18 protein-coding genes and 4 pseudogenes are annotated in these 21,934 nt (G+C 60.6%); 6 read left to right on the forward strand and 16 right to left on the reverse strand.

Annotation, left to right across the window (positions count from 1 at the left end; genetic code table 11):
- Positions 1 to 200: pseudogene (locus tag AB4Z13_RS32510) on the reverse strand (ProQ/FINO family protein); the annotation flags it as partial.
- A 621-nt stretch (positions 201 to 821) separates the two neighbouring features.
- Here AB4Z13_RS32510 and AB4Z13_RS32515 point away from each other — a divergent pair.
- On the forward strand, positions 822 to 1,391 hold the full coding sequence (locus tag AB4Z13_RS32515; protein ID WP_442207741.1) for a nucleoside 2-deoxyribosyltransferase: 570 nt from the start codon (positions 822 to 824) through the stop codon (positions 1,389 to 1,391).
- A gap of 86 nt (positions 1,392 to 1,477) precedes the next feature.
- On the opposite strand, the pseudogene AB4Z13_RS32520 reads toward AB4Z13_RS32515, so the two are convergent.
- From AB4Z13_RS32520 to AB4Z13_RS32565, 10 genes and pseudogenes are all read right to left on the reverse strand, one after another.
- Positions 1,478 to 1,694 (reverse strand): annotated as a pseudogene (locus tag AB4Z13_RS32520) (8-amino-7-oxononanoate synthase); the annotation flags it as partial.
- A gap of 3 nt (positions 1,695 to 1,697) precedes the next feature.
- On the reverse strand, positions 1,698 to 2,471 hold the full coding sequence (locus AB4Z13_RS32525; RefSeq protein WP_113324302.1) for a slipin family protein: 774 nt from the start codon (positions 2,469 to 2,471) through the stop codon (positions 1,698 to 1,700).
- Positions 2,468 to 3,874 (reverse strand): NfeD family protein, encoded by a 1,407-nt coding sequence (locus AB4Z13_RS32530; protein ID WP_442207742.1) that lies wholly within the window; start codon positions 3,872 to 3,874, stop codon positions 2,468 to 2,470. Before AB4Z13_RS32530 ends, AB4Z13_RS32525 begins: the two co-directional genes overlap by 4 nt.
- A gap of 444 nt (positions 3,875 to 4,318) precedes the next feature.
- Complete coding sequence (locus AB4Z13_RS32535; protein WP_442207751.1) at positions 4,319 to 5,305, reverse strand: beta-ketoacyl-ACP synthase III; 987 nt, start codon at positions 5,303 to 5,305, stop codon at positions 4,319 to 4,321.
- A complete protein-coding gene (locus tag AB4Z13_RS32540) occupies positions 5,305 to 6,573 on the reverse strand; it encodes an adenosylmethionine--8-amino-7-oxononanoate transaminase (protein WP_442207743.1) in 1,269 nt (422 codons plus the stop codon). The genes AB4Z13_RS32535 and AB4Z13_RS32540 overlap by 1 nt, the downstream gene beginning before the upstream one ends.
- The gene (gene bioD / locus AB4Z13_RS32545) at positions 6,570 to 7,208 is read right to left on the reverse strand and encodes a dethiobiotin synthase (protein WP_113324305.1); all 639 of its coding nucleotides are present in this window, start codon (positions 7,206 to 7,208) and stop codon (positions 6,570 to 6,572) included. Before bioD ends, AB4Z13_RS32540 begins: the two co-directional genes overlap by 4 nt.
- Entirely contained in the window at positions 7,205 to 8,350 is a 1,146-nt protein-coding gene (locus AB4Z13_RS32550; protein ID WP_442207744.1) for an 8-amino-7-oxononanoate synthase, read from the reverse strand. Before AB4Z13_RS32550 ends, bioD begins: the two co-directional genes overlap by 4 nt.
- A complete protein-coding gene (gene bioB / locus AB4Z13_RS32555) occupies positions 8,347 to 9,348 on the reverse strand; it encodes a biotin synthase BioB (RefSeq protein WP_113324307.1) in 1,002 nt (333 codons plus the stop codon). Before bioB ends, AB4Z13_RS32550 begins: the two co-directional genes overlap by 4 nt.
- Positions 9,349 to 9,595: 247 nt before the next feature.
- Positions 9,596 to 10,264, reverse strand: coding sequence for a GntR family transcriptional regulator (locus AB4Z13_RS32560; protein WP_113324308.1), 669 nt, complete (start codon positions 10,262 to 10,264; stop codon positions 9,596 to 9,598).
- 244 nt (positions 10,265 to 10,508) lie between these two features.
- Entirely contained in the window at positions 10,509 to 10,985 is a 477-nt protein-coding gene (locus AB4Z13_RS32565; RefSeq protein ID WP_439017714.1) for an NUDIX domain-containing protein, read from the reverse strand.
- A gap of 422 nt (positions 10,986 to 11,407) precedes the next feature.
- Here AB4Z13_RS32565 and AB4Z13_RS32570 point away from each other — a divergent pair, with 422 nt between their 5' ends.
- Positions 11,408 to 11,818 carry a hypothetical protein gene (locus tag AB4Z13_RS32570; protein ID WP_442207745.1) on the forward strand — a complete coding sequence of 137 codons (411 nt, stop codon included), beginning with the start codon at positions 11,408 to 11,410 and terminating at the stop codon, positions 11,816 to 11,818.
- On the opposite strand, the pseudogene AB4Z13_RS32575 reads toward AB4Z13_RS32570, so the two are convergent.
- Positions 11,782 to 12,078 (reverse strand): annotated as a pseudogene (locus AB4Z13_RS32575) (alpha/beta family hydrolase); the annotation flags it as partial. The gene AB4Z13_RS32570 and the pseudogene AB4Z13_RS32575 sit on opposite strands and share 37 nt — an antisense overlap.
- A gap of 149 nt (positions 12,079 to 12,227) precedes the next feature.
- On the opposite strand from AB4Z13_RS32575, the gene AB4Z13_RS32580 reads away from it, so the two are divergent.
- Positions 12,228 to 12,929, forward strand: a complete 702-nt coding sequence (locus AB4Z13_RS32580) for a DUF899 family protein (protein ID WP_442207746.1) — start codon at positions 12,228 to 12,230, stop codon at positions 12,927 to 12,929.
- Between the two features lie 750 nt (positions 12,930 to 13,679).
- On the opposite strand, the gene AB4Z13_RS32585 is transcribed toward AB4Z13_RS32580, so the two are convergent.
- From AB4Z13_RS32585 to AB4Z13_RS32595, 3 genes are all read right to left on the reverse strand, one after another.
- Positions 13,680 to 15,725 carry an acyltransferase family protein gene (locus AB4Z13_RS32585; protein WP_442207747.1) on the reverse strand — a complete coding sequence of 682 codons (2,046 nt, stop codon included), beginning with the start codon at positions 15,723 to 15,725 and terminating at the stop codon, positions 13,680 to 13,682.
- Positions 15,726 to 15,958: 233 nt separating this feature from the next.
- Positions 15,959 to 18,370, reverse strand: a complete 2,412-nt coding sequence (locus AB4Z13_RS32590; RefSeq protein WP_442207748.1) for a caspase family protein — start codon at positions 18,368 to 18,370, stop codon at positions 15,959 to 15,961.
- Positions 18,371 to 19,761: 1,391 nt separating this feature from the next.
- Positions 19,762 to 20,343: a TetR/AcrR family transcriptional regulator gene (locus AB4Z13_RS32595; protein WP_442207749.1), complete on the reverse strand. Its 582-nt coding sequence runs from the start codon at positions 20,341 to 20,343 to the stop codon at positions 19,762 to 19,764.
- Positions 20,344 to 20,423: 80 nt separating this feature from the next.
- Here AB4Z13_RS32595 and AB4Z13_RS32600 point away from each other — a divergent pair, with 80 nt between their 5' ends.
- Positions 20,424 to 21,275 carry an NmrA family NAD(P)-binding protein gene (locus tag AB4Z13_RS32600; protein ID WP_442207750.1) on the forward strand — a complete coding sequence of 284 codons (852 nt, stop codon included), beginning with the start codon at positions 20,424 to 20,426 and terminating at the stop codon, positions 21,273 to 21,275.
- Between the two features lie 106 nt (positions 21,276 to 21,381).
- On the opposite strand, the pseudogene AB4Z13_RS32605 reads toward AB4Z13_RS32600, so the two are convergent.
- A pseudogene (locus AB4Z13_RS32605) lies at positions 21,382 to 21,575 on the reverse strand (TSUP family transporter); the annotation flags it as partial.
- Between the two features lie 39 nt (positions 21,576 to 21,614).
- Here AB4Z13_RS32605 and AB4Z13_RS32610 point away from each other — a divergent pair.
- Positions 21,615 to 21,788, forward strand: a complete 174-nt coding sequence (locus AB4Z13_RS32610; protein WP_442207753.1) for a hypothetical protein — start codon at positions 21,615 to 21,617, stop codon at positions 21,786 to 21,788.
- A gap of 39 nt (positions 21,789 to 21,827) precedes the next feature.
- Positions 21,828 to 21,934, forward strand: a 107-nt coding sequence (locus tag AB4Z13_RS32615; protein WP_442207752.1) for a cold-shock protein, incomplete at its 3' end; no start/stop codon positions are given.

Below are 21,934 nucleotides of genomic sequence, written 5' to 3' on the forward strand. Positions count from 1 at the left end.
CTGGTCACCCCGACGTCCGGCTTCAACAGCGCCCGGATCTCGCTGAAGATCCCAACCGCCAATGGGCGGATGGGATCGCCTGCCTTTTGCGGCAGAACGTCGATCGGTCGCACGAGAAGCGCGTTGATCGCGCTCGCCTTTTGAACATCACGCTCGGTCGCCGCCACCGGGCCGCAGCTCTCAGACCAGGGCTTGTCCATCATTCCTCCGAAATGCCGTTCTTGCCGCTCGGGTGGCATATGATCTTGACGAGCGCATGAATAACCCGGGCTCGCGTCCCGACATATTGACTATGCGTGCGCGAGCCAGAGTCAATTGCGTCAAAGCGAACAGTATTTCCTGTCATGTCCAGGGAGCGATCCTTCAATCCCTGCCGGTCATCAGACGTTCGATGGGCGTTGCCGCGCAATTAAAGCCATTACAGCTTTCCTCGTTCCACCGACACAACTCTCGCAACTGACGGCCGGCCTTGCACGCCCTTGTATGTTCAATCTGCACTGATTGCTGGATGATTAGTGCGATCTCCGGTGGGACCATCCGGCGGAGATCACATGGAAGCTTGAAGGCGAAGTATCACCACAATCAGCGCGAAAGTCGACATGCCCTCCACCTTTAAGGATGTCATCGACGTCATGGGGAATGGGATTGGTTCGGGGCGCTGAATTCCCGTCCCGACATTCCGGCCGCAACGCCGGAGCACGATTTGTACGCGCTAATACGCGCCGTGCCGGTGGCGGATTTCGCCCACTGGATTGTGATCCTTCTTCGCTGTACAGCGAGAAGGTATCTGTTGCCGAGCCCATCACTTTTAGGTGCAATTTATGACAAGAAAAGTTTATCTCGCCGGTCCCGAGGTCTTCCTTCCCAACGCCCGCGAGATCCTCGACCGCAAGGCAGCACTTGCCCGTGAGGCGGGACTTCTCCCGCTCTCGCCCGGCGATCTGGAAATCCCGCACACGAACTCGAAGCGCGAGCGGGCCGCAGCGATAAACGCGGTGGACGAGAAGATGATGATCCAGGCTGACGCAATCATCGCCAATCTGACACCCTTTCGTGGCATTGCCGCCGATACCGGGACGGCCTTCGAACTCGGCTTCATGTGCGCAAGCGGTAAGCCTGTATTTGCCTACACGAATGTGGCACGCGATCACAGCGGACGAGTGAGCGATCTTTATGGCGGGGCCGTCGCGTATGATGGGGAAGGTCGACTACGTGACCCGAACGGGATTGCGATCGAGGATTTTGGCCTGGCCGACAATCTCATGCTGCACGCCGGGATCGAGCGGCGCGGTGGCGTCCTCATCATCGGAGACGCGGCGCGGGATGCGCTCTATACGGACCTTGCCGCGTTCAGGACGTGTCTTGCCGTCGCCGTTGAGAAGCTGCGCTAAAGTGCTCAGTCCCGGCACTTGATGGATTGGGTCTAGGGTAAACCTTTCGGGTTCTCTGCATGCACAGCGTCGCCATCAAGGTGATCAGCGTAGACGTCGTTGTGCGGCACGGCAGCCGCCTCCGCCTTGCTGGCCGAGATGCCGTCATGGGCGCTGGCATGGATCATCCACATCATGGACGATCAGATCGTCGCGTTGCGGCAGCGACGAGAAGAGCGCGACATTGGCCGCAAATCTGCTACCGAAACAGAGCACCCTTTCAATCCCATAAGTCGCAGCCGCTTCCGCTTCGAGCGCCTCATGTGCTCATTCAGTTGGTTTGCCTGCCTTCCCGTCCAGGAGGTGAATGAGTTCCATGGGGAACGGGAATATGATCGTCGAACTGTTTTCCCCGGCAATAACGTTCAGCGTGCTCAAGTAGCGCAGCTGCATTGACAACGGTTGTCTGGCCAGCATTTCAGCCGCTTCCACCAGCTTTGCCGCGGCCTGCTGTTCGCCCTCGGCATTTATGATTTTCGCACGCCGCTCGCGTTCTGCCTCAGCTTGCCTGGCAATCGCACGGATCATCGACTCGTTGATGTCGACATGCTTGATCTCAACATTGGCCACTTTGATGCCCCAGGCGTCTGTTTGGGCGTCGAGCATTCTCTGGATATCTTCGTTGAGCCTGTCGCGCTCCGCGAGCATCTCGTCGAGATCGTGCTTGCCGAGCACCGAGCGCAACGTCGTTTGGGCAAGCTGGCTCGTGGCTGCCATGAAATCCTCGACCTGAATCACTGACTTCTCCGGATCGATGACCCTGAAGTAAATCACCGCGCTGACTCGAACCGAAACGTTGTCACGGGAGATGACGTCCTGGCTGGGGACGTCGAGCACGCGCGTGCGCAGGTCGACCCGAACCATTTGCTGTACGTAGGGAACAAGTAGGATCAATCCGGGGCCTTTAACGCCGGTAAATCGACCAAGTGTAAAGACGACGGCCCGCTGATACTCGCGCAAGATTTTGATCGCGTTCGCCAGGACGATCAGCAGCAGGACGACTGCGACGATATAGAAGATGAAACCTCCAATCATGGTCATGTGCGCTCCTCCTTGCTTTCTTTCTTGCGGGGATCACGGGTGACCTCGAGGGTTAGCCCATTTCTGGCAATGACCGTCACGTCGTCTCCGTCCGTGAGCGGTTCGGCGGAGGCGGCGCTCCAGCGCTCTCCATGCGCGACAATGTAGCCGGTCGTGCCCGTCCAACTGAAGACTTTCCCTGAAATGCCGATCATCTGCTCCGAACCGGTCACCACGGCACGCCGGCGCGCGCCGAATGCAAGGCGAACGACAATGAGGAGGAAGGCGAGGGCTGAAACACCGATACCAATCAGGACCTGCCGGCTCACTTTCAGATCGGGCACATCCGTATCGAAGAGAATGGTTGCGCCCAGGACGAGGGCGACCACACCGCTAAGGCCGAGGACGCCGAATGTCGGTGCATGCGCCTCCGCGACAAAGAGAGCAACCGCAAGCACGATGAGGCCGATGCCGGCATAGCTGACCGGTAGCATTGCCAAGGCGTAGAGACCGAGCAGCAGGCATATGCCGCCGACTGTTCCCGGGATAACCGCTCCGGGCGTGAGAAACTCGAATATCAGGCCGTAAATGCCGATAACCATCAGAATGAGTGCGACATTCGGGTCGGCGATGACCGAAAGCAGGCGTGTTCTCCAGTCAGGCTCGATGGTCTGGACAGCGAGGCCCGTCGTATCAAGCCGGATGTCCGTTCCTCCTGCCCGTACCGTGCGACCATCGGCTTTCGCCATCAGCTCGTCGACGGTGACCGCGACGAAATCGACGACTTTTTCGCGTTCGGCCGCAGTCGATGAGAGACTGGCTGCGTCGCGTACCGCCTTTTCCGCCCAGTCGGCGTTGCGATTGCGCAACTCGGCCAGCCCCCGAAGATAGGCAGCAGCGTCGTTCACTGCCTTTGCCTCTGCAGCGTTGCGCGACTGTCGCTCCTTGCTGTCGCCGTTCTGGCCGTTGTCTTGTCCGCTCCCACCGAGAGCAATGGGCGTTGCGGCGCCCAGATTGGTACCCGGCGCCATGGCGGCGATATGACTGGCATAGAGGATATAAGTGCCGGCACTGGCCGCACGGGCGCCGCTCGGAGCCACGTAGCTCGCAACCGGCACAGACGAGGCAAGGATTGCCCGAACGATGTCCCGCATCGACGTATCGAGACCGCCGGGCGTATCCATTTGCAGGACGACCAACGCCACTTTACGATCGTTGGCAAGCTGGATGCCGCGTATCACATAGTCGGCGGACGCGGGGCTGACGGCGCCATTCAATCGCAGCAGTAAAGCGACGCGTTCCGAGCCCGCTGTCGGGGCGACGGAAAACAAGAATGCTGAACCCCAGATCAATGCCAAAGCGAAAATACGGATTGCCTCTCGGCAATACCTCCGGGGCCGCACGGTCACCCGATCAATATTCATACACTCAAATATACGCCAGATTTACCAAAAGATAAGGCAGAAGTTTCTTCACCAGCCACGGCGATCCCAAAGCGTATGCCAAATCTGAAGGCGATCGGTTGCCAGTAACTGGTATTGCACTTGAACACACTTGTGGCGTTTGTGTTGCGAGGCTTTGCGGCCAATGTGAACCCACTCATGAGAAAGATTTTTGCTATCCGGCCTTCCTTGAGTCCGGAAAAGATTTGAACCTACATCCCGTTAAGCGACCCGCTTCGCTCGATGTCAAACCTGCTGGAAGTCCGTAATCATTGTTGGCAAGTTCCGTCGTAGCCGACATGTCGAGAGAGCCGTTCGTCGTGATCGATCCGTGGTGGTTCAGTCTTGCGTCTCTCACCCGGATGCCATGCAGCTTCGCGCCCACGTCCTTTTCCACTGTGTGTTCCCTCCAGAATTATCGTTCGGTCACATGCCAAAAACCACGGCACCACCCATCAGGCCGGCGCCGGCGGCGGTGAGCAGCAGCTTTTGTCCTCCCGCAAACCGTCGCTCGAGATGGGCGATGGAGAGGGAAAGCGGGATAGTCGCGGCCGACGAATTGCCGAAGCTCTCGATCGTGCGGATCGTCTTTTCGGGCGCGATGCCGAGGTTGCCTGAGACGGCGTCGAACATGCGCGCGTTGGCCTGATGCGGAACGAACCGGTCGATATTGGCCGCGACAATTCCTGCCTGCTCCAGCGCCCGCTTCGAGGTTTCGGTCATCAAGGCGACGGCGCGCGAGAAGACCTCGCGGCCGTCCTGCATCGTCATCAGAAAATCCTCCGCACTGGTTTCGGGAGAGAACGGCCGGTTGCTGCCGCCGGCCGGGATGTTGATCAGGCCATAGCCGCTGCCGTCCGATACGAGATCGGCGGAGAGGAGGCCGCTTCGCCCGTTCGCACAGGGGGCCAGCACCACAGCGCCAGCCGCATCAGCGAAGAGGACGGCGCTTGCCCGCTCAGCAGGATTGATGCGGCGGCTCAGGATATTGGCCGCCACCACCAGGACGGCACGGCCATGCGCTCGGACGAAACCGTCCGCCAGCGTGAGCGCGTAGAGAAAGCCCGAACAGGCGCCGGCGAGATCGATCGCGCCGGATTTTTCCAGATCCAGCCGATGGGCCAGCAGCGGTGCCGAGGGCGGCAGAAGATGATCCGGTGTCGAGGTCGCGAGCAGCGTCAGTGCGATCTCATTACGGGCGAGCCCGGCATCGTCGAGCGCCATCCGTCCGGCCTCGGCGGCAAGGCCGCTCAGTGTCTCGCCCTCTTCGGCCCAATGGCGCGTGCGGATGCCGGTTCGGCGCTCGATCCAGCCTGTTTCCAGGCGCAGACGCGCTTCGATCTCGGCATTGTCGACGCAGCGAGCCGGCACGGCATGCCCGAAACCGGCCATGCGGGAAGAACGATCCGACATCATCCCGTGCTCCCGAGAACGATCGACGCGATCTCATCTATGGCGTCATAGGCGCGGCCGAGATCGTCTGCGGTCACGCAATAGGGCGGCATCAGGTAGATGACGTTGCCGAGCGGACGGATCAGCAGGCCGCGTTCGCGAAATAGTCGCCGCATGCGCGGACCAGCCTCGGCGAGATAACCGCCAGAGGGTACGACGAGATCGAGCGCTGCGATCGTTCCTGACTGCCGTATATTGGCGAACCGTTTGTCGCCCTCGAAACGCTGCAGGTTCTGCCGGTGCAGTGCTGTGAGATTTTCGATACGCTCAAAGACCGGTTCGTTCCGCCAGATTTCGAGATTGGCGACGGCGGCCGCACAAGCGATCGGGTTGGCGGTATAGGAGCTGGAATGGAAGAAGGTCTTGCGCCGGTCGGTGGAGAGGTGGGCATCGAAGATGTCGCCGGTGCAGAGGGTTGCCGCAAGCGGCAGCGCGCCGCCCGTCAGCCCCTTGGATGTGCATAGGATGTCGGGCGTGATGCCGGCCTGCTCCGAGGCGAATATTGTGCCCGTCCGGCCCCAACCGGTCATCACTTCATCGGCGATCAGCAGGCAGCCATGGTGCAGGGCGATTTCCTTCAGGCCGGCAAGTGTACGGGCATCATAGATCTTCATGCCACCCGCCCCGAGGACCAAAGGCTCGATCACCAGGGCCGCGACCCGGGCCGAACGGCAAAAGTTCTCGAACATGTCGAGCGTCAGCTGCTTTCGGCCCGGTTCCGGGAAAGCAAGCCGGTCGACGCCGAAGAGTAGCGGTTCATAGGCGGCGTTGAAAACGCCTCGCTCGCCGGTCGACATCGTGCCGATCGTATCGCCGTGGTAGCTCCCCTCCACCACTACGATCCGATCGCGCGCCTCTCCCCTGTTGTGGAAATAACCGAGTGCCATTTTGAGCGCCACCTCGACCGAGGTCGAACCGCTGTCGGAATAGAAGACATGGCTTAACCCCGGTGGAGCGATCTCGATCAATCCCTCGGCCAATCGTTCGGCGGGCGCGTGCGAGAATTCGGCGAAAATGATCTGGTCATAAGCCTCCGTCGCCGCCCGGATCGCCGCCATGATCACCGGATGCCGGTGGCCATGGGTGATGACCCACCAGGACGAGATCGCGTCGAGAAAGCAATGACCATCCTCATCGACCAGATAGGCGCCCTCGGTCGATGCGATACGTTTCATCGGCGGTTCGAGCGCATGCTGGGTGAAGGGGTGCCAGACGGCCGAGCGGGTCATGCGGGCACCTCCGCAAAGGAAGCGAGATCGAAATTGCCGCGGAACGCCGTGCGAAGCCCATCGGGCGTAATGTCCTGGAGCCAGGGGAGCCGGCCGAGTGAGCGAATGCCACCCATTTTTTCGATAATGCGCTGCGTTTCTTGGTTCTCGTCGCCGATGAAGGTGATGCCGAACACCGGAATGTTGCGATGTTTCAGAGCTTCGAGTGACAGCAGCGTGTGGTTGATCGTGCCGAGCGATGTCCTGGCGCAAAGGATGACGGGAACCTGCCAGCGGGCAAACATATCGGCGAAGACCAGATCGTCCGAGAGCGGCACGAGCAGCCCGCCCGCCCCTTCGATCACCAATGGCCGGTCTGTCATCGGCGGCACCAGCCTTTCCGGCTTGATCGCAACGCCATCCAAACGGGCTGAAAGATGCGGCGAGGCAGGTGTGGCAAGGCGATAGGCTTCCGGCAGGATGCGCGTGCGCGGCACGCCGCCGAGCCGCATGACCGTCTCGCCGTCGGTCTCGTCCTCAAGCCCCGACTGGACGGGCTTCCAGTAATAGCCCTCCAATGCCGCGGCAAGGCCTGCAGCAAAGACGGTCTTACCGATACCCGTATCAGTGCCGGAGACGACGAGCCGCGGCATCATGGCCTGTCCTCTTCGATCGCCGCGGCCAGCCTCCGAACCAAGGCCACAATCTGCTCCTCATCCACATTGAGCGAAATGGAAACCCTCAGCCGAGCCGTACCCTCAGGCACGGTCGGGGGCCGGATCGCCCGTACGTCGAAGCCATCCGCCTGCATGCGCTCCGCGATCCGGAGCGCGCGGGCATTGTCGCCGAGCATCACGGGCAGAATCTGCGAACCGCTGGGGATGATGCCGAGCCGACAGGACAATTGTTCGCCGGCGAAGTTTTTGAGGCGCTCCAGCCGCATGCGCCGTTCCGGCTCGTCGGCGATCATGCGCAACGCCTCCCGCACTCCTGATGCCATCAGCGGCGACGGGGCGGTCGAGTAGATGAAATTGCGTGCGCGGTTGATGAGATAGTCGGCAAGGACAGCAGGCAGCCCAAGAAGCGCGCCGGAGACGCCGAGCGCCTTGCCGCAGGTATGCAGGACCAGAACATTGCCGCGGCTTTCCAGCCCCGAAGCAAGACCGCGGCCGCCGGGACCGAATATGCCGGTGGCATGCGCTTCGTCGACGACGAGGAAGCCATCATGCCGATCGGCAAGCTCGGCGAGCTCAAAGACCGGCGCTTGATCCCCGTCCATCGAATAGAGGCTCTCGACCGCAATCCAGGGACACCCCTTGCCGCCGCGCTCGCGCCAGCGTCGGATCGCCTGATCGAAAACGTCGACCTCATTGTGCGGCACGGCGACCGCCTCCGCCTTGCTGGCCGAGATGCCGTCATGGGCGCTCGCATGGATCAGCGCATCGTGGACGATCAGGTCGTCGCGCTGCGGCAGCGACGAGAAGAGCGCCACATTGGCCGCAAATCCACTGTCGAAATAGAGGATCTTCTCGACCCCGAAAAACGCAGCCGCTTCCGCCTCAAGCGCCTCATGTTCGGCGTGATTGCCGCGCAAAAGCCGCGAACCGCCGGCACCGGCTGGCACGCCCCTTTGGATCGCGCCTGCAATCGCTGCCTTCAGGCGGGGGGCATTGGCGAGCCCGAGATAGTCATTGGAGGTGAAATCCACGCCTTGCTGCGGGGTGAGCGTGCGTAGTCGCGACTTGCGCTGAAGGCCCGCGAGCGTGACCTCATAGCGGGCGAGCGCCGGCGAACTCAACGAGACTGCTCCAGTTCCATCGGCTTCAGCCCGAGCCGGCTGAAGAGGGCCGCGTCATGATCCTCGCCGGGATTTTCCGCCGTCAGCAGCGTGTCGCCGACAAAGATCGAATTGGCCCCGGCGAAAAAGCAAAGAGCCTGCGTCTCGTCGCTCATATCGGTGCGGCCGGCCGACAGGCGGACATGCGAGCGCGGCATGAGGATGCGCGCGAGTGCAATGGTGCGGACGAAGTCGATCGGGTCCACCGGCGCTGCATCGGCAAGCTTGGAGCCCGGGATCGGGATCAGCATGTTGATCGGCACACTTTCCGGAGGTGCCGGCAGATTGGCGAGCGTCACCAGCATCGAAATCCGGTCTTCAATTGTCTCGCCCATGCCGAGAATGCCGCCCGCGCAGACCTTGATCCCGGCATCGCGGACATTGGCGAGCGTGTCTAGCCGGTCCTCAAAGCTGCGGGTGGTGATGATCTCCGAATAATAGCGCTCGGACGTATCGACATTGTGATTGTAGTAATCGAGGCCGGCCTCGGCGAACCTTTCGGATTGCGCCGGCGTCAACATGCCAAGCGTCATACAGGTTTCCATCCCGAGTGCCTTTACGCCCTCGACCATGGCGACGAGCGCCTCCATATCGCGCTCTTTGGGATTGCGCCACGCGGCCCCCATGCAGTAGCGCGTCGCACCGCCTTCCCTTGCCCTCCGCGCCTCGCCGAGCACGCGCTCGACTTTCATCAGCTTCGACGCCTTGAGACCCGTCGGATAGTGAGCGGACTGGCTGCAGTAACCGCAATCCTCGGCACAGCCACCGGTCTTGATAGACAGCAGCCTGCTCATTTGAATGGCATTGGGATCAAAGTGCGCGCGATGAATCTGTTGGGCGCGATAAAGAAGATCATTGAACGGCAAGTTATAGATAATTCCCGCCTGCTCATTTGAGATGGGGGGGCCAACCGGCGAACTGTTTTCAAATACACTGACCGGCAGCGCCACATCGTCCATCACCTGGTCACCTTTCAATAGATAGAATCTACCTTTATCTATAATTTTATGAAAGGCAGCATTTTGCAATAGCTCTTTGCGCGAATGTTTTGATCATGTTGGCAACCCGAAAGAGCATCGTCGGAAAGCGCGGAGGCTTCCACGACACACACTTCGAGCACCATCGATGAGGCGCAGGTCGGTCAGCGCGACACAGTCGCCGAATGCTTTGTTAGCGAAACGATGAAAAGGTCAGCTCGGCTTTGCCTCAGCCTTCAATGGCAAATGCCGCGCCCGTTGCACCCGAGGCATACAGGATCGGCTTTTGGCCGATCCTCTGCACGTGCCGATCGAGCACCACAATGGCTTGCTCGATTTTGCCCTTACGGAGATGATCGAGAATGGCATGGTGATCGACATCAACCCGAGGCGACCAGCCGCCGCGCCCGCTCACAAACAGAAGTCGTGATCCTACCATATGGAGATCGTCGATCGCCGCAAGCAGCCGCGGCATGTCGCAAGGTGCGAGCAAAAGCCTGTGGAACCGGCGATTCGCCTCGTCCCATTCGCGGATATCGACCGCACCGTCACCGGCAATCATAGCCGTTTCCGCCTCATCCAGGATGAACCGAGTCAAATGCGGCGCGGCATGGCGAAGCGCAAGCGCCTCCAGGGCAGAGCGCATGCGGGCGACCTCCTGAACCTCCGCCAGCGAAAACGACGCGACCCGCACGCCACGGCGCGCCTCACTCACCGCGAGCCCCTGCGCCTCGAGGCGACGGAACGCCTCCCGCACCGGAACATGGCTGGTGCCGAATTCTTCAGCAATATGATCCTGCCTGAGCCTGCTGCCGGGTTCCAGCGCGCCCGTGATGATGCGGTCGGCGAGAACGCGGCTGATACGATTGGCGATCGTGTCTTCGGTGATCATGGTCATGTTTTATAGATAATTTCATAGAGCAGCGCTGTCGAGGCCACAAGCAGCTCAAGACTACCCGGCAAACGGGTCGGGAAAGGCGGCCAGTGCTGTTCGAAGAGGCAGGCGATTGCCTGTTCAAAATCCGAAACTCGACTTGCCCTTGTCGATCAACCAGGTGATTGCCGGAAGACACCCGACGTGCCTAAGGTTTCCGCTTCCACCGGTATGCAGTCGCCTCCACAGTCACGCGGTTAGGCCGCTGTCAGACGTCGGCTTTCGCAAGACGCGCGAGAAGGTCGTCGAGCATGGGCCGCTGCCCCTTGAGCATCCTTACCGCTGCGTCCTTCAACGAAAACCAATCCGCACGATCGACTTCTGGAAACCTCCGGATCCGACCGGACCTCGGAGGCCATTCCATCTGGAACTCCGAGCTTCGAATGTTATTCAGGTCCAGCGTGAGGTCGGCTTCCACATACCAGGCGACAACGACCTTGCCACCCGGCTGCCGGTATTCGCCCAACGGATTGAAGTCACCATCGACCACGACCCCCAACTCCTCGAGGGTTTCCCGCTTCGCAGCCGCGAGTTCGTCCTCCCCCGGCTCGACCAGTCCTTTGGGAATGGACCAGGCGCCCTCGTCCTTCTTCGCCCAGAAAGGCCCTCCGGGGTGGACGAGGAGGACCTCGACTTCGTCAGAACGGCGCCGAAACAGGAGGAGCCCGGCGCTACGAATGGCCATACCGCCCCTCCTCAATCATGGTTCAAGGCATTCTTCGCAGATGCCACAGCCGTCCATCCATCGACGGGCACGTCGGCAACAGAGACAGATACGACCATCCGGCTGCTCCCTGTCATTTTCCGGAGGGATGATTTCGGTCGTTTCGTCGGAAAAAATAGCCGAAACCTCTTCTTGTTGCTCCGCCAGCCTGATCTCATCAAATAGGTGGTCGGGGCCGGCCGGCAAGACGGCATCGCCATTGCTGGAATGTCGCATGATGGACGGCCGATACCGCAGCTCGGAATGAGGTTGTCCCTCGGCCGTGGACGGCCAGGCGTGGCGCCATGCCTGCCGCCAGTTACGGCAAGTAACCATACGATTTTAGCCGAATATTTAGCTTGCTCGCCTAGTTTTCTGGGATCTTTGCAGCCGGAGCATTGGCCGTGCGCCTCGTAACGCTTGAACAGGTAGAAAGTCAGCTCGCGCGCGGCTTTGGTCTTCTACGCTTCGCGCCGGAGATAGAGACCCTGTTCCTCAGGCAATACGCGGCCGAGCGAGCCCGGCTCGTCGCAACCTGGTGTCTGATCGGCGTGCTGATTTACGACCTTGTCTATTTTGCCGACCGCGACATGGTGCCGGATGTGCGCACGGGGCTGATTGTCGTTCGGTTTCTGATCTTCACACCCTTCGTGATTGCCTGCATATTTGTCGTACGCCGCTGGCCGAATGCGCGGCTTTACGACACGCCTATGCGTCAGAATTCATTGCGGATTTCAATATCCGTTTCGGTAAATCGCCGCGCAATTGATCCTGAAATGCCAAGGATGCGGGCTGCAATAGGGCCTAAGAAATAGGCCGCTAGAAGCGGGCTCAGTTCCCGATTGAGCGTTTCGGCGCGAGGCAGCGGTTTGCGATCGGCGGAGGTGCGGTGTGCCACCATGTAGCCGAACTCGCAACGCACTACCCGAAAACCGCTGGCCGATACGACATTCGCCGCGCGATAATCGATGCGGGATCCATCGGTGCGCCGGCGCCGTGCGCCAGCAAGGATCGTGACGCGCGCATCCTCCGGCCCTTCGACCAGAAACCACGCTGACCTCTTGCTCCCTCGAATTCAGGATCACTTTTCAGATGCGCCTGTAGGATCACACCGCTGGCGCACGTCCTATATATGGGCGAGCCATGGCCGCCCGCAATTTGGTGACTATATCAACCGGAGCAAGGTCAAGTCTCCTGCCCGACCATTACAGATGGAGGAATGTCATGGATATGCAGAGCCTCACACCAGCAATCGAACTTGCGAGAAAGAACGGCGTGTACTTTCCGAACGAAAGCGCCGCCTACAGGGAGGCGCGGAACGCGCTTCTCGCCGAGGAAATCGAACTCCGCCGCCATATCGAGCGTGTCGCCGAGCAGAGACGCCATCTGCCGCCGGGCGGGCCTGTGCCGAAGAACTATACGTTCGAGGGCGTGAACGGCAGGATCTCGTTCGAGGAGCTGTTCGCGGACAAGGAAACGCTCGTCGTCTACAGCTATATGTTCGGCCCGGAGCGGGAGCGGCCCTGCCCGATGTGCACGTCGCTGCTCTCCTCCTGGGACGGTGAGGTTCCCGACATCCAGCAGCGCGTCGCATTCGCCGTCGTGGCCCGCTCGCCGCTGCAGCGCCTCACCGATTTCAAGAGGGAGCGCGGCTGGCACTATCTGCCACTCTATTCGGATACGAGCGGCGAGTTCAGCCGGGACTACCATGCGCTCGGCAAGGACGGCAGTGATGACGCGGCCTTCAACGTGTTCACCCGCCGGGATGGGACAATGCGGCATTTCTGGAGCGGCGAGATGGGCGGCGCCACAGCCGATCCCGGTCAGGACCCGCGCGGCGCGCCCGACCTGATACCGATCTGGACGATCCTCGATTCCACCCCGGAGGGCCGGGCGCCGCATTGGTATCCCAAGCTGTCCTATTAGAATGATGCGCGGCTCAGGACAGTACCGGCACCGTAATCGGCGCGCCGGTGAGATCGGTCTTGCGGTAGAATCGAGATACGTTGCCGCCGCACCTATCGTAAATCGGGTGCGCGCCGATCTTGGCGAGTTTGGACTGAATGGCGATCGGATGGCCGCATTTCCGAACTTGAGATTTACAAAGAGGGCGGAGGCCCAATCGTCACTGGTCCATGTGTGCTGCCTCCAGATCGGCAGGCTCAGCAATTGAGTCAAACCGGAGAGGGCGAGCGTGGCTCAGCGCCGGCAAAGGGAAGGTCCCTCCGCCGGATTTCTGTCGGCCGGGCGCGTTCCATCCGGAAATGACCCCGGTTTCTATAGCTCACCCCACCGTTTCGCGCTTCGGGAGCACGAGATCCGCGACCGTATAGGTGTGGAATCCGCTGCTGGAGACCGTGTCCAGCCGCTTGAAACGTTCGGCGAAATCAGGATCGGGCTCGTCGACGATGCCGCCATATGTGCCTTTGTTGTCGCCACATACGTTTGCGGCTGTACTCTTTGCACTAGTTCCGCGTGCGGGAATTCGCGTCACGCGAGGGCGTGAGCAAGGCAGCCTTAGGAGCTCGGGCGTAAGCGATCCGAAGGACAAGCGCGACCGACGGCCCCACGACCGAGTGTTCCGCTTGCGGGGTGATTTCGCCACCAGTCGCAATCCTCGCGATCGATGTCATCACCTGCCAGGCCGAACCAGCGAGCCGCCGGCCCGCTGCAACCTCAAATGTTTTGCGCCATCTTGAACACCGGCGCGAAAAGATAAAAGAGGCTCTTGGCCGCTGACGCGGTGATGTGGTCGGCATCCATGTAAAGCGGCACGCCGCTTCGCGAGGCGTGGCAACGGTCGTTGTTGCAAAAGGCCGGCAGCGGATCGACGACAATTGCACCATATTTATCGGCATATTTCTCCAGCATCGAGCGGGCGAGCGCCTGCCGTTCGGCGACGTAGGACAGGGGTGGCGCGATATCCGCCGAGGTGCCGTCGAGCTTGGCCTTGGCAAGAGCCTCGGGCACGAAACGCCCCATCTCAGGCACGTCCATAACCAGCACGACCGTGACGCCTTCCTGCTTCAGCTCGGCCAGAGTCTTATCCAGGGCCGTGGCAATCGGCGTCGAGTAATCGGCCACAGACGGGGGGATTGAAGGATCGAAATAGTCCCCCTGGTTCGGTAGTTCGGAATTGTGAACGTATTTCGGCCAATAGGCGAGCATGAACACGAGTGGAATATGCTCCCGCTTGATGAGGTCGCGCACTGAATCGTTGAAGGCCGTGCAGCGTCGCGTATCGTTTTTGCCCGCAAGCGCAACGTCGGTCAGCGGAGGGCATGACGCATGGGCAGCGAACCTGCCGCCAAAGCCCGCGGCAGCGGCGGCGGCATCGATGCCCGGCGCCATCGCGGCAGCGTGTGAGTCGCCCCACACCAGAAAGTCGGGGCCAGCATCATTCGGATCGCCCAGGCCGCAGACCTTGCCGGCTTCGATATCGGCATTTGACGGACCTTTGTGATCCGACTCTGTAAAGCAGCCGTCCATGTAGAAGTGGCTTCGGTCATACGTGGCCGCATAGATTGACCGAACGTCGGCCGGCAATCGGCCCGGTGCGCCACCACTCATGACCAGAAGCAGCCCGGCGCCGGCCGTAAGCCCGATCACCGCGGCCGCCATTGCCGGCAGTTGCTTGCCGGTGAGCAGCCCCCAATTTCCACGAGATGGCTTTTCGATGAACCGCCAGGAGGCGACGGCAACAAGCATCGATGCCAGGATCACGGCGCACCGCAGCAGCGGCGTCAGCTCGTGACCCGCGAAATAGCGGGTGAAGACGATAATCGGCCAATGCCAGAGATAGAGCGAATAGGAAATCAGCCCGATAAAGACCAGCGGACGCAGCGAAAGAAGCCGGCCGACGATGCCGTTGCCCGCGCGCGCATGGATGATGAAGGCGGCGCCCAGGCATGGCAACAATGCGGCATAGCCCGGAAAGGTCGTTTTCTCGGTAAAGGCGAAAACCGCGATGCCGATCAGGACAAGTCCGATCGCCGCCAAGGCCTGCCGGCCCGTCTCGCTTTTCACCTCGGGGATGGCCTTGAGGCCGATGATGACGCCGATCAGAAGTTCCCAGACGCGATATTGCGAAAGGTAGAAGCCCGCTGTCGGATCGCGATTCAACACACCGATGCAGGCGGCGAAGGATGCGGCGAGGGCGACAAGCGCGAAAGGAACCATCCGCCGCGGCGCGACCTTCTGCAGCAGGATCACGACGAGGGGAAAGGCGATATAGAATTGCTCTTCGACCGCAAGCGACCACGTATGCAGCAGCGGCTTCATCTGCGCGCCGATATCGAAATAGCCCACCTCTTTTGCAAACTGAATGTTCGACATGAAGAGGGCGGCGGCTGTCATGCTCCTGGCGAAATATGAAAGCTCCAGAGGCATGAGGGCGAACCAGGCGACGACAGCGCAAGTCGCCATCATCGCAAAGAGGGCGGGGAAGATACGACGGATGCGCCGCTGATAGAAATTCAGGAGGCTGAACTCGCCTTTCGCCATCTCGCCGGCAATCAGCGACGACATCAGATAGCCGGAAATGACGAAAAAGACATCGACGCCGACAAATCCGCCGCTGATGCCGGGAATTTCAGCGTGGAAAAGAACGACCGGTAGGATGGCAAGGGCGCGTAATCCGTCGATATCAGGTCGGTATGCCAGGTGCGCTCCATTGTGTGGCGCGCTTGGAACGGGATTTTTTCCCTTTGTAAACAACGTCACAGACCTTCGCACCTGCGTATCCGGTAAACAATGGATGGAGCTATCCGTAAGAATTGAGGTATTTCAAGGCCCATAGAGCCAGCAGAACCGCGACCCCAAGGCAGATCGCTATGATCGCTATCAACCCGCCCTGCTCACAGGACGCTCTTTCTGGCTTGCGGCAAGTGTCCTGAATTCCAACATCAGGGCGCGGGAATATGCCGGGAGAAAATTTCTCTTCTATGTCAACTGCCTTAGGGGCATGGAGGTAAATCCGGACCACCGCATTTCTTCTTTTCTGCGGCCTCCGGTCTCTTTGCCTGCTGTTCGACGATCGCCGGCTTGGGCTGAGGCTGGGGCTTGGGTTCAGCCTGTATCTTGGGTTCGACCCGTAATTCGGGTTCGGCCTGTGGTTTTGCGGCAGGTGCCTGCGCCGGCATTGCAATATGCGGCTCCCTAGGCAAGGATGGCGGCGAAGCTTCCTCTCGAGACTGCGGCGGAACAACATGGCGCTGATTGCCGAGCTGCGGTTCGCTGTTGTTGGGAACGCTGGGTTTTGCTGGTGTGTTGTCAATATTTGCCAGCGCCGCAGGCTTTGTCGGCAGGCTGTGAGCGTCGGGTTCCGGGGTTGCGACACCTCCCTTCGGCTTCGCATTCGGGGCTGCCGGTGGTGCCAGGGTCTTGGCGACCTGGCTTTGACCTTTGACGGCAGGCGCATTGGCCTCGGGCAACTGCGGCTGGCCTTTTGAACCCGGAAGGGCATGCGCGTCGGGATTTGCGCTCTGAAGTGGTGGATGCGCGGCCGTCGTCGGATTATGCGCGGTACCGGGCTCCGCTTCGGGCGGCTGTATTTTTCCTGCCGGGGCCGCTTGTGGCTTGTTCGCCGGCGTGCCGGCGGGCGGCAGCGGCTCGCCGTTGGCGCCGGAAAGCGCCTGGGTGGCGGCACTTCCGGTCTGTGTCTGCAGCTGTTGTGCCTGTGTGCCCGTCTTTGTCTGTATTTGGGGCTGGGACTGGACCGAAGGGACGGGCACCGGCGCTAAACCGGCTGCAGGTGTCGGTTTCTCGGCTCCGGCCGGGACCTGCTTTTGCAAAACGGCAGCCTTTTTCTGTATCGAGGGCGGCAAGGCAACGTGGAGCGCAGCTGCACCCGTTCCGGCGACGATGGCCGCGCCGGCGAGCTTTTCTCCTGTCGCCAATCCGGGCGCAGCCGGTGCGGCCTCGTTCTCGTTGACAACCGTGTTGTTGACGACCGTATTGTGAATGTTGTTGAAGATAATGTTGTTTTCGGGCGGCGCGATATCACGCGGGGGTTCCACCCATTCGGGGACCGGAACGAAGACCGGCGCCGGTAGCACGTAGAGATCGACCGGTGGCCTGGGCGGCGCAAGCGTTACGAAATCCGGCGGCGGTGGTGCCAGGAAGACGACGGGCGGCGGCGGCGCATAACCGAAGTCGGCATCATCGAAATACAAGACAGGCCGGTCGACATAGACGATTTCCGGTGGTGGCGGCGGCGGCACGTCATACTCGATCACCGAAAATGACGGGGGCGGCTCGAGTGCTGCCTCGAAATGTTCCAGACGACGGCGGGCATCCCAGACATGGGGACCACGCGGATAACGTCTCAGATAGGACCAATAGGCCTCCGGCGTATCCGCATTCCACGTTTCGCGCCAGGTGATCGCTTCGCGGCGCGCTGCAATGATCGCACGCACCCGCCTTGCCATGGAGTCGTTCGGATAGCTTGCCAGGAAATCCTCGTAACCACGCATCGTGTCGCGGTCGAGCGCGGCGAAATAGGCATCCCGCTCGTCGAAATCGCTGATCGGCTTCGTCCGGATTGCGACATTGCTGTAGCTGGACACCTGGGCGGCCGGCGGATTGGGACCACGATCGAAAAACGTGAAGGCGTTCTTGAATTTGGAAGCATTCCAGGAAATCTGCGCGCCCTTGGTCAGATCGCTGAGCCGCAACCGTGTCCGGTCAAACACATCATCGAGCGGAAGCCCGCCGATGCGGATCATTTCCGCCAGGGCATGGGCATAGGAACCATAGGGGCCGGCCTCCTGCGGGGCGACCGTGCCCGGCGCGGCATTAAAGGCGATCAGCTGATTGGCGTCCGGATCGACGAGCGCCAGACCACCGGCCAACGGCTGATTGGACTGCACGAATGGATTGGCTCTTGCTGCATCGAGCACGACGATGCTGCCGCGATTGTTGATACCGGCCAGCGATCTCGAAAAATCGGTTATGCGCAGAGCTTCCACCGGCACATCCGTGGCATTGGCGATCTGGGCGTCGACCGGCACGAAATAGTTATCGCCCTGATATTGCACGCCATAGCCCGCCAGATAGACGAAGACGACGGTATTGGGTCCCGATGCATTCGCTTTCGTCAGAAAGTCCCGCATCGCGTCGCGCAATCCGTTCTGGTCGAGGTCGCGCGCGCCGATTACGTCGAAGCCGGCGGCCTGCAGCGTTTGCGCAATCAGCCCGGCATCGTTGGCCGGCGTCGACAGGGCGCCCGCCTTGTAGGCGGCATTGCCCACGACGAAGGCTATTCTCTTTTCAGGGGAACCTTGCGCTTCGACCGGATTTACGGAAGCGATGCCGGCCAGAACAAGCGCGACGGCAAAAAATGTCCAGATCGCCTTTCCAGACGACATTCCTATTGTCCGAAGTAGAGAAGGCATACCGGTTTTTCCAATCAAGATGTGATGCAAATTCGCTGTGAGCCCCCCCGCAAGGGCCAGCCCTATCAGCTTCGCCAGAGACGGTTGGCAAGCTTCGCATCACTCTTTAGCAATCGTTTATGAGCGCGGGATTAGCCGTAACTGAAGCGAAACTGAAGACGGCTCGGACCCTTCGCAAGCCGCCGACATCAACTTGACGGTGTCGCACAGGGTTGGAGCGTCTATAGGATGAGCCCCCGAAAGCATAGCCTGACGACAAAACTGTCCCCTGGCCATTCGCGAGATATCGTGCCGTCGAGTGGCCGCCGACTTCTCCGGCAAGCTTGCTGGCAAACCCGCCCGAAACTTGCGTTGGCAAGACCTTCGAGCCGCCGAGCTCCGTCCAAGGCAGACCCGGACCAGGCGATCTCAGATGCGGTTTCTACGGCCAGGGTCCGGGTGAAGACGGTCGTGTTTTTCGAAGCGACCGCAACGCCAATTGGAGTCCTGCGGCATCATCGGACGCGTGACCGTAAGGCGCAGCTTTGGGCAATCGGGCGTCATGGTCTGTCAGGACCCTTGCTCGTCGTCACGGCTTGGTTGGGCAGCCCCTTGCCAGGCGAGATATCTGGTCTCGCGCCCCCGTGAGTTCAAAGCCGGTGCTGTATTCCACATCGGCCTTGACGGAGTACATAGTGGCGAAATCAGCGCCAGATGTGAGGGCCGCAAGCAGCTTCGGATGCTTTGAGAGAACAATCGCTCGCCGATCGGAACTGTTCCCGTCGAGGCGGATCTCGTCTCTTTGTACCTCCCAATCTCGAAGCGCGCCGATCGCAGGCCCATCTCACCAACAGTGGCGTCACCGATCTCGAAAATGAGACCGTTCTTGGCGTCGCACCGGACCATATAACAAGCCTCGTTGTCGGTCGCATCAACGACAGAGCATGTTCCGACCGCTCCGGCATGCGAACTGGTAAGCTTGACCCATGGAGCGGGCGGCTCGACTTCCTGCGTGAGCGCAGGCGATGCCGCAAGGCTCGCGCCAAACACACACGCTGCCACGCCAACCACGCCTGCGACTGCCGGTCTGCTGAACCTCATCCTATCCTCGTTTTTTCTAAGACGTTGCGAGCCTAGTAGCGTCTCGACGTGGATGCGCTTGTCAAGGTCGATTGAGGGGAGACGCAGACCAGCAGGCGGATGGCGCTTGTGATCGGCTCACTTGCTTTGAGAAGCCGGTGAGGAGCTTATCGACGTGACCTGCTTTGGGATGCCACTCGCAATCGCGCTCATAATCGTCTTCGATAATTTCGCTCCTGTGCGCGTACGCGTCAAATCTGTCGTACATCTGGCCAAACCACGCTCCCGTGCATTCCCCGCATCCGCTATTTCAGCGGCCATGCCGACATCCCGAGGTCGATGACGCCCCGCATCACGCGGCCGTTCGCGCCTGCCTGTGGCAGGTTCATTACAGCCTGCAAAACGCCGAGAAAATGCCACGCCAAGCCATCGGTGTCCGCCGCTGATGGCAACTCGCCATTGGCGACCGCTTCTCGCAGAATCTCCTCGAAGATCGCCCGCTGCCGCGTGAGGCCCTCCAAGGCAACGACCTGCCCTTCTAGCGGTAAATCTGCCATCTCGGTGCACGATCGGACCAGCATGCAACCCTTAGGTCGCGCAGCTCTGGCATCGTTCGGAAGAAATTCGCTTAGTAGAGCTTCAAGCTGGCCGCGTCTGGTATCTCCCTGGACGGCCCTCATGCGATGCACGACGCGCTCCGCATAAGTTGAAAGCACCTCCCGGAAAAGCCCATCCTTATCTCGAAATCGCTTGTACAGGCTTGAGCGGGACAACCCCATTGCCGTCGTTAGCTGATCGATGGACGATGCAGCGTACCCATGTCGCCAGAACACATCCATGGCGGCATTGATTACCGAAGTCTCGTCGAATTGGCGTTTTCCGCTCATTTCAATTTCTCATTTGGCATCATGGACCGATCGTTCCATAAATGATGGACCGTTCGTTCCAAAATAGCAAGGATACTCAAATGTTCAATCCTCCCTCGAGTGAAGTAAGCAGGCCGCGCATTGCAGTGGCCGGCGCTACTGGTCGGGTCGGCGCCACTTTGATCGCAAACCTGGTCAATGACCCCGTCGATATCGTGGCGCTGACGCGGAATCCAGACACGCGGGACCTACCGGCCGGGGTCGCTTTGGCCAAAGTTGACTTCGATATACCTGCCACTCTTGCCGGCGCGCTGCGCGGTGTGGAGCGCCTTTTCCTTTCCCACGGCACGTCCCCGCGGCAGGTTGCCAACGAAATCGCATTGATCGACGCAGCCGTGGCCGCAGGCGTTGTTCACATCGTCAAATTGTCGGTCATGGGGCCTCCGTCTCGGCTGCATCCGTTCGATTGGCACATGCAGATCGAAGCCCACTTGGCTGCGCATAACATTGGCTACACGCTTTTGCGCCCAAGTTCATTCGTCGACATTCTGGCCCGGGCCGGCGCCCCGGTCGCGGATGGCTCATGGGGTGGCGTGGCTGGCAACGGGCGCGTCAACTTCATCGACACTCGCGATGTCGCCGATGCCGCGCGTGCCGCTCTTCTCGACAATGAGCACATTCACTCGCAGCGCGCCTATCATCTGACTGGCCCCGGTACGGTGAGTATGCCGGAGGTTGCCGAAGAACTGTCGCGCCTCCTCGGTGAGACCGTGTTGTATCAGCATCGGACCCACGACGAGCATCGCAGCGTCCTGATCGCCTCGGGCGTAAGTGAAATGGTTGCCGATTTGCTCCTTGGACTTGACGGTATGTTCCGGGAATCTGTGCTCGCCGAAACGACGTCCACATTCTCGGAGTTGACGGGCCAAACACCGCGATCGGTTGCGGGCTAGCTCAGCGATAACATCGCCGTCTTCCGAAAGAAGTCCGAACCGATGGAAGCCCGGTGAGCCCCGACCTGAAATGAGGCCCCATTATCACGGGCGCCGACAACGCCGGCGCGGAGAAGACGGCCGCGCAGCGCCACCAGACATGACCCCTTGATCGCATGGCTTGCAAAATTCGCAAAAGCGTTCACCGAAACCGCAAGCGCACCCGTGCCGATCGCAACGTGCGGCTGCCTGACCCCGACCACGTAAAGGAGCAGCGGGCGTGGCCGGGATGGATCCACCGCCGCCGAGGAGGCCGAGCATGAAGCCGACGAGCCCGCCGGGGAAGCCGTCAACCGCTGTATGACGGATCGCGGCGGCTACAGCCTTGCCTATTTCGTTCGTGGTGGGGCGGCACTCTTTGCCGATGCGATCTTCTTGGCGGCTTTCCACCCCATCGCGCCGTCGCAAGCAGATGAGGATGCCGAGAAGACCGAAGGTTCGGAACGGGTTGATCTGGCAGAATGCGGAGGGTAGGCTGCCGCTCCACAACAAGTGCAAACACACGAGGATGTCATGCCGACTGGCAAGGTTAAGTTTTTCAATCAGGACAAGGGCTTCGGCTTCATCACGCCGGAAAGCGGAGGACCCGATGTCTTCGTCCATGTCTCCGCGCTCCAATA

It is taken from the genome of Rhizobium sp. YAF28 (assembly GCF_052113285.1).
Lineage (GTDB): Bacteria > Pseudomonadota > Alphaproteobacteria > Rhizobiales > Rhizobiaceae > Rhizobium.

What these genes read in the sequence shown, in the direction of transcription:
- AB4Z13_RS32515 (WP_442207741.1), top strand. Translation starts at nt 822, where the DNA reads ATGACAAGAAAAGTTTATCTCGCCGGTCCCGAGGTCTTCCTTCCCAAC.
- AB4Z13_RS32525 (WP_113324302.1), bottom strand. Translation starts at nt 2,471, where the DNA reads ATGACCATGATTGGAGGTTTCATCTTCTATATCGTCGCAGTCGTCCTG.
- AB4Z13_RS32530 (WP_442207742.1), bottom strand. Translation starts at nt 3,874, where the DNA reads ATGAATATTGATCGGGTGACCGTGCGGCCCCGGAGGTATTGCCGAGAG.
- AB4Z13_RS32535 (WP_442207751.1), bottom strand. Translation starts at nt 5,305, where the DNA reads ATGTCGGATCGTTCTTCCCGCATGGCCGGTTTCGGGCATGCCGTGCCG.
- AB4Z13_RS32540 (WP_442207743.1), bottom strand. Translation starts at nt 6,573, where the DNA reads ATGACCCGCTCGGCCGTCTGGCACCCCTTCACCCAGCATGCGCTCGAA.
- bioD (WP_113324305.1), bottom strand. Translation starts at nt 7,208, where the DNA reads ATGATGCCGCGGCTCGTCGTCTCCGGCACTGATACGGGTATCGGTAAG.
- bioB (WP_113324307.1), bottom strand. Translation starts at nt 9,348, where the DNA reads ATGGACGATGTGGCGCTGCCGGTCAGTGTATTTGAAAACAGTTCGCCG.
- AB4Z13_RS32560 (WP_113324308.1), bottom strand. Translation starts at nt 10,264, where the DNA reads ATGACCATGATCACCGAAGACACGATCGCCAATCGTATCAGCCGCGTT.
- AB4Z13_RS32565 (WP_439017714.1), bottom strand. Translation starts at nt 10,985, where the DNA reads ATGGCCATTCGTAGCGCCGGGCTCCTCCTGTTTCGGCGCCGTTCTGAC.
- AB4Z13_RS32580 (WP_442207746.1), top strand. Translation starts at nt 12,228, where the DNA reads ATGGATATGCAGAGCCTCACACCAGCAATCGAACTTGCGAGAAAGAAC.
- AB4Z13_RS32590 (WP_442207748.1), bottom strand. Translation starts at nt 18,370, where the DNA reads ATGTCGTCTGGAAAGGCGATCTGGACATTTTTTGCCGTCGCGCTTGTT.
- AB4Z13_RS32595 (WP_442207749.1), bottom strand. Translation starts at nt 20,343, where the DNA reads ATGAGCGGAAAACGCCAATTCGACGAGACTTCGGTAATCAATGCCGCC.
- AB4Z13_RS32600 (WP_442207750.1), top strand. Translation starts at nt 20,424, where the DNA reads ATGTTCAATCCTCCCTCGAGTGAAGTAAGCAGGCCGCGCATTGCAGTG.
- AB4Z13_RS32610 (WP_442207753.1), top strand. Translation starts at nt 21,615, where the DNA reads ATGACGGATCGCGGCGGCTACAGCCTTGCCTATTTCGTTCGTGGTGGG.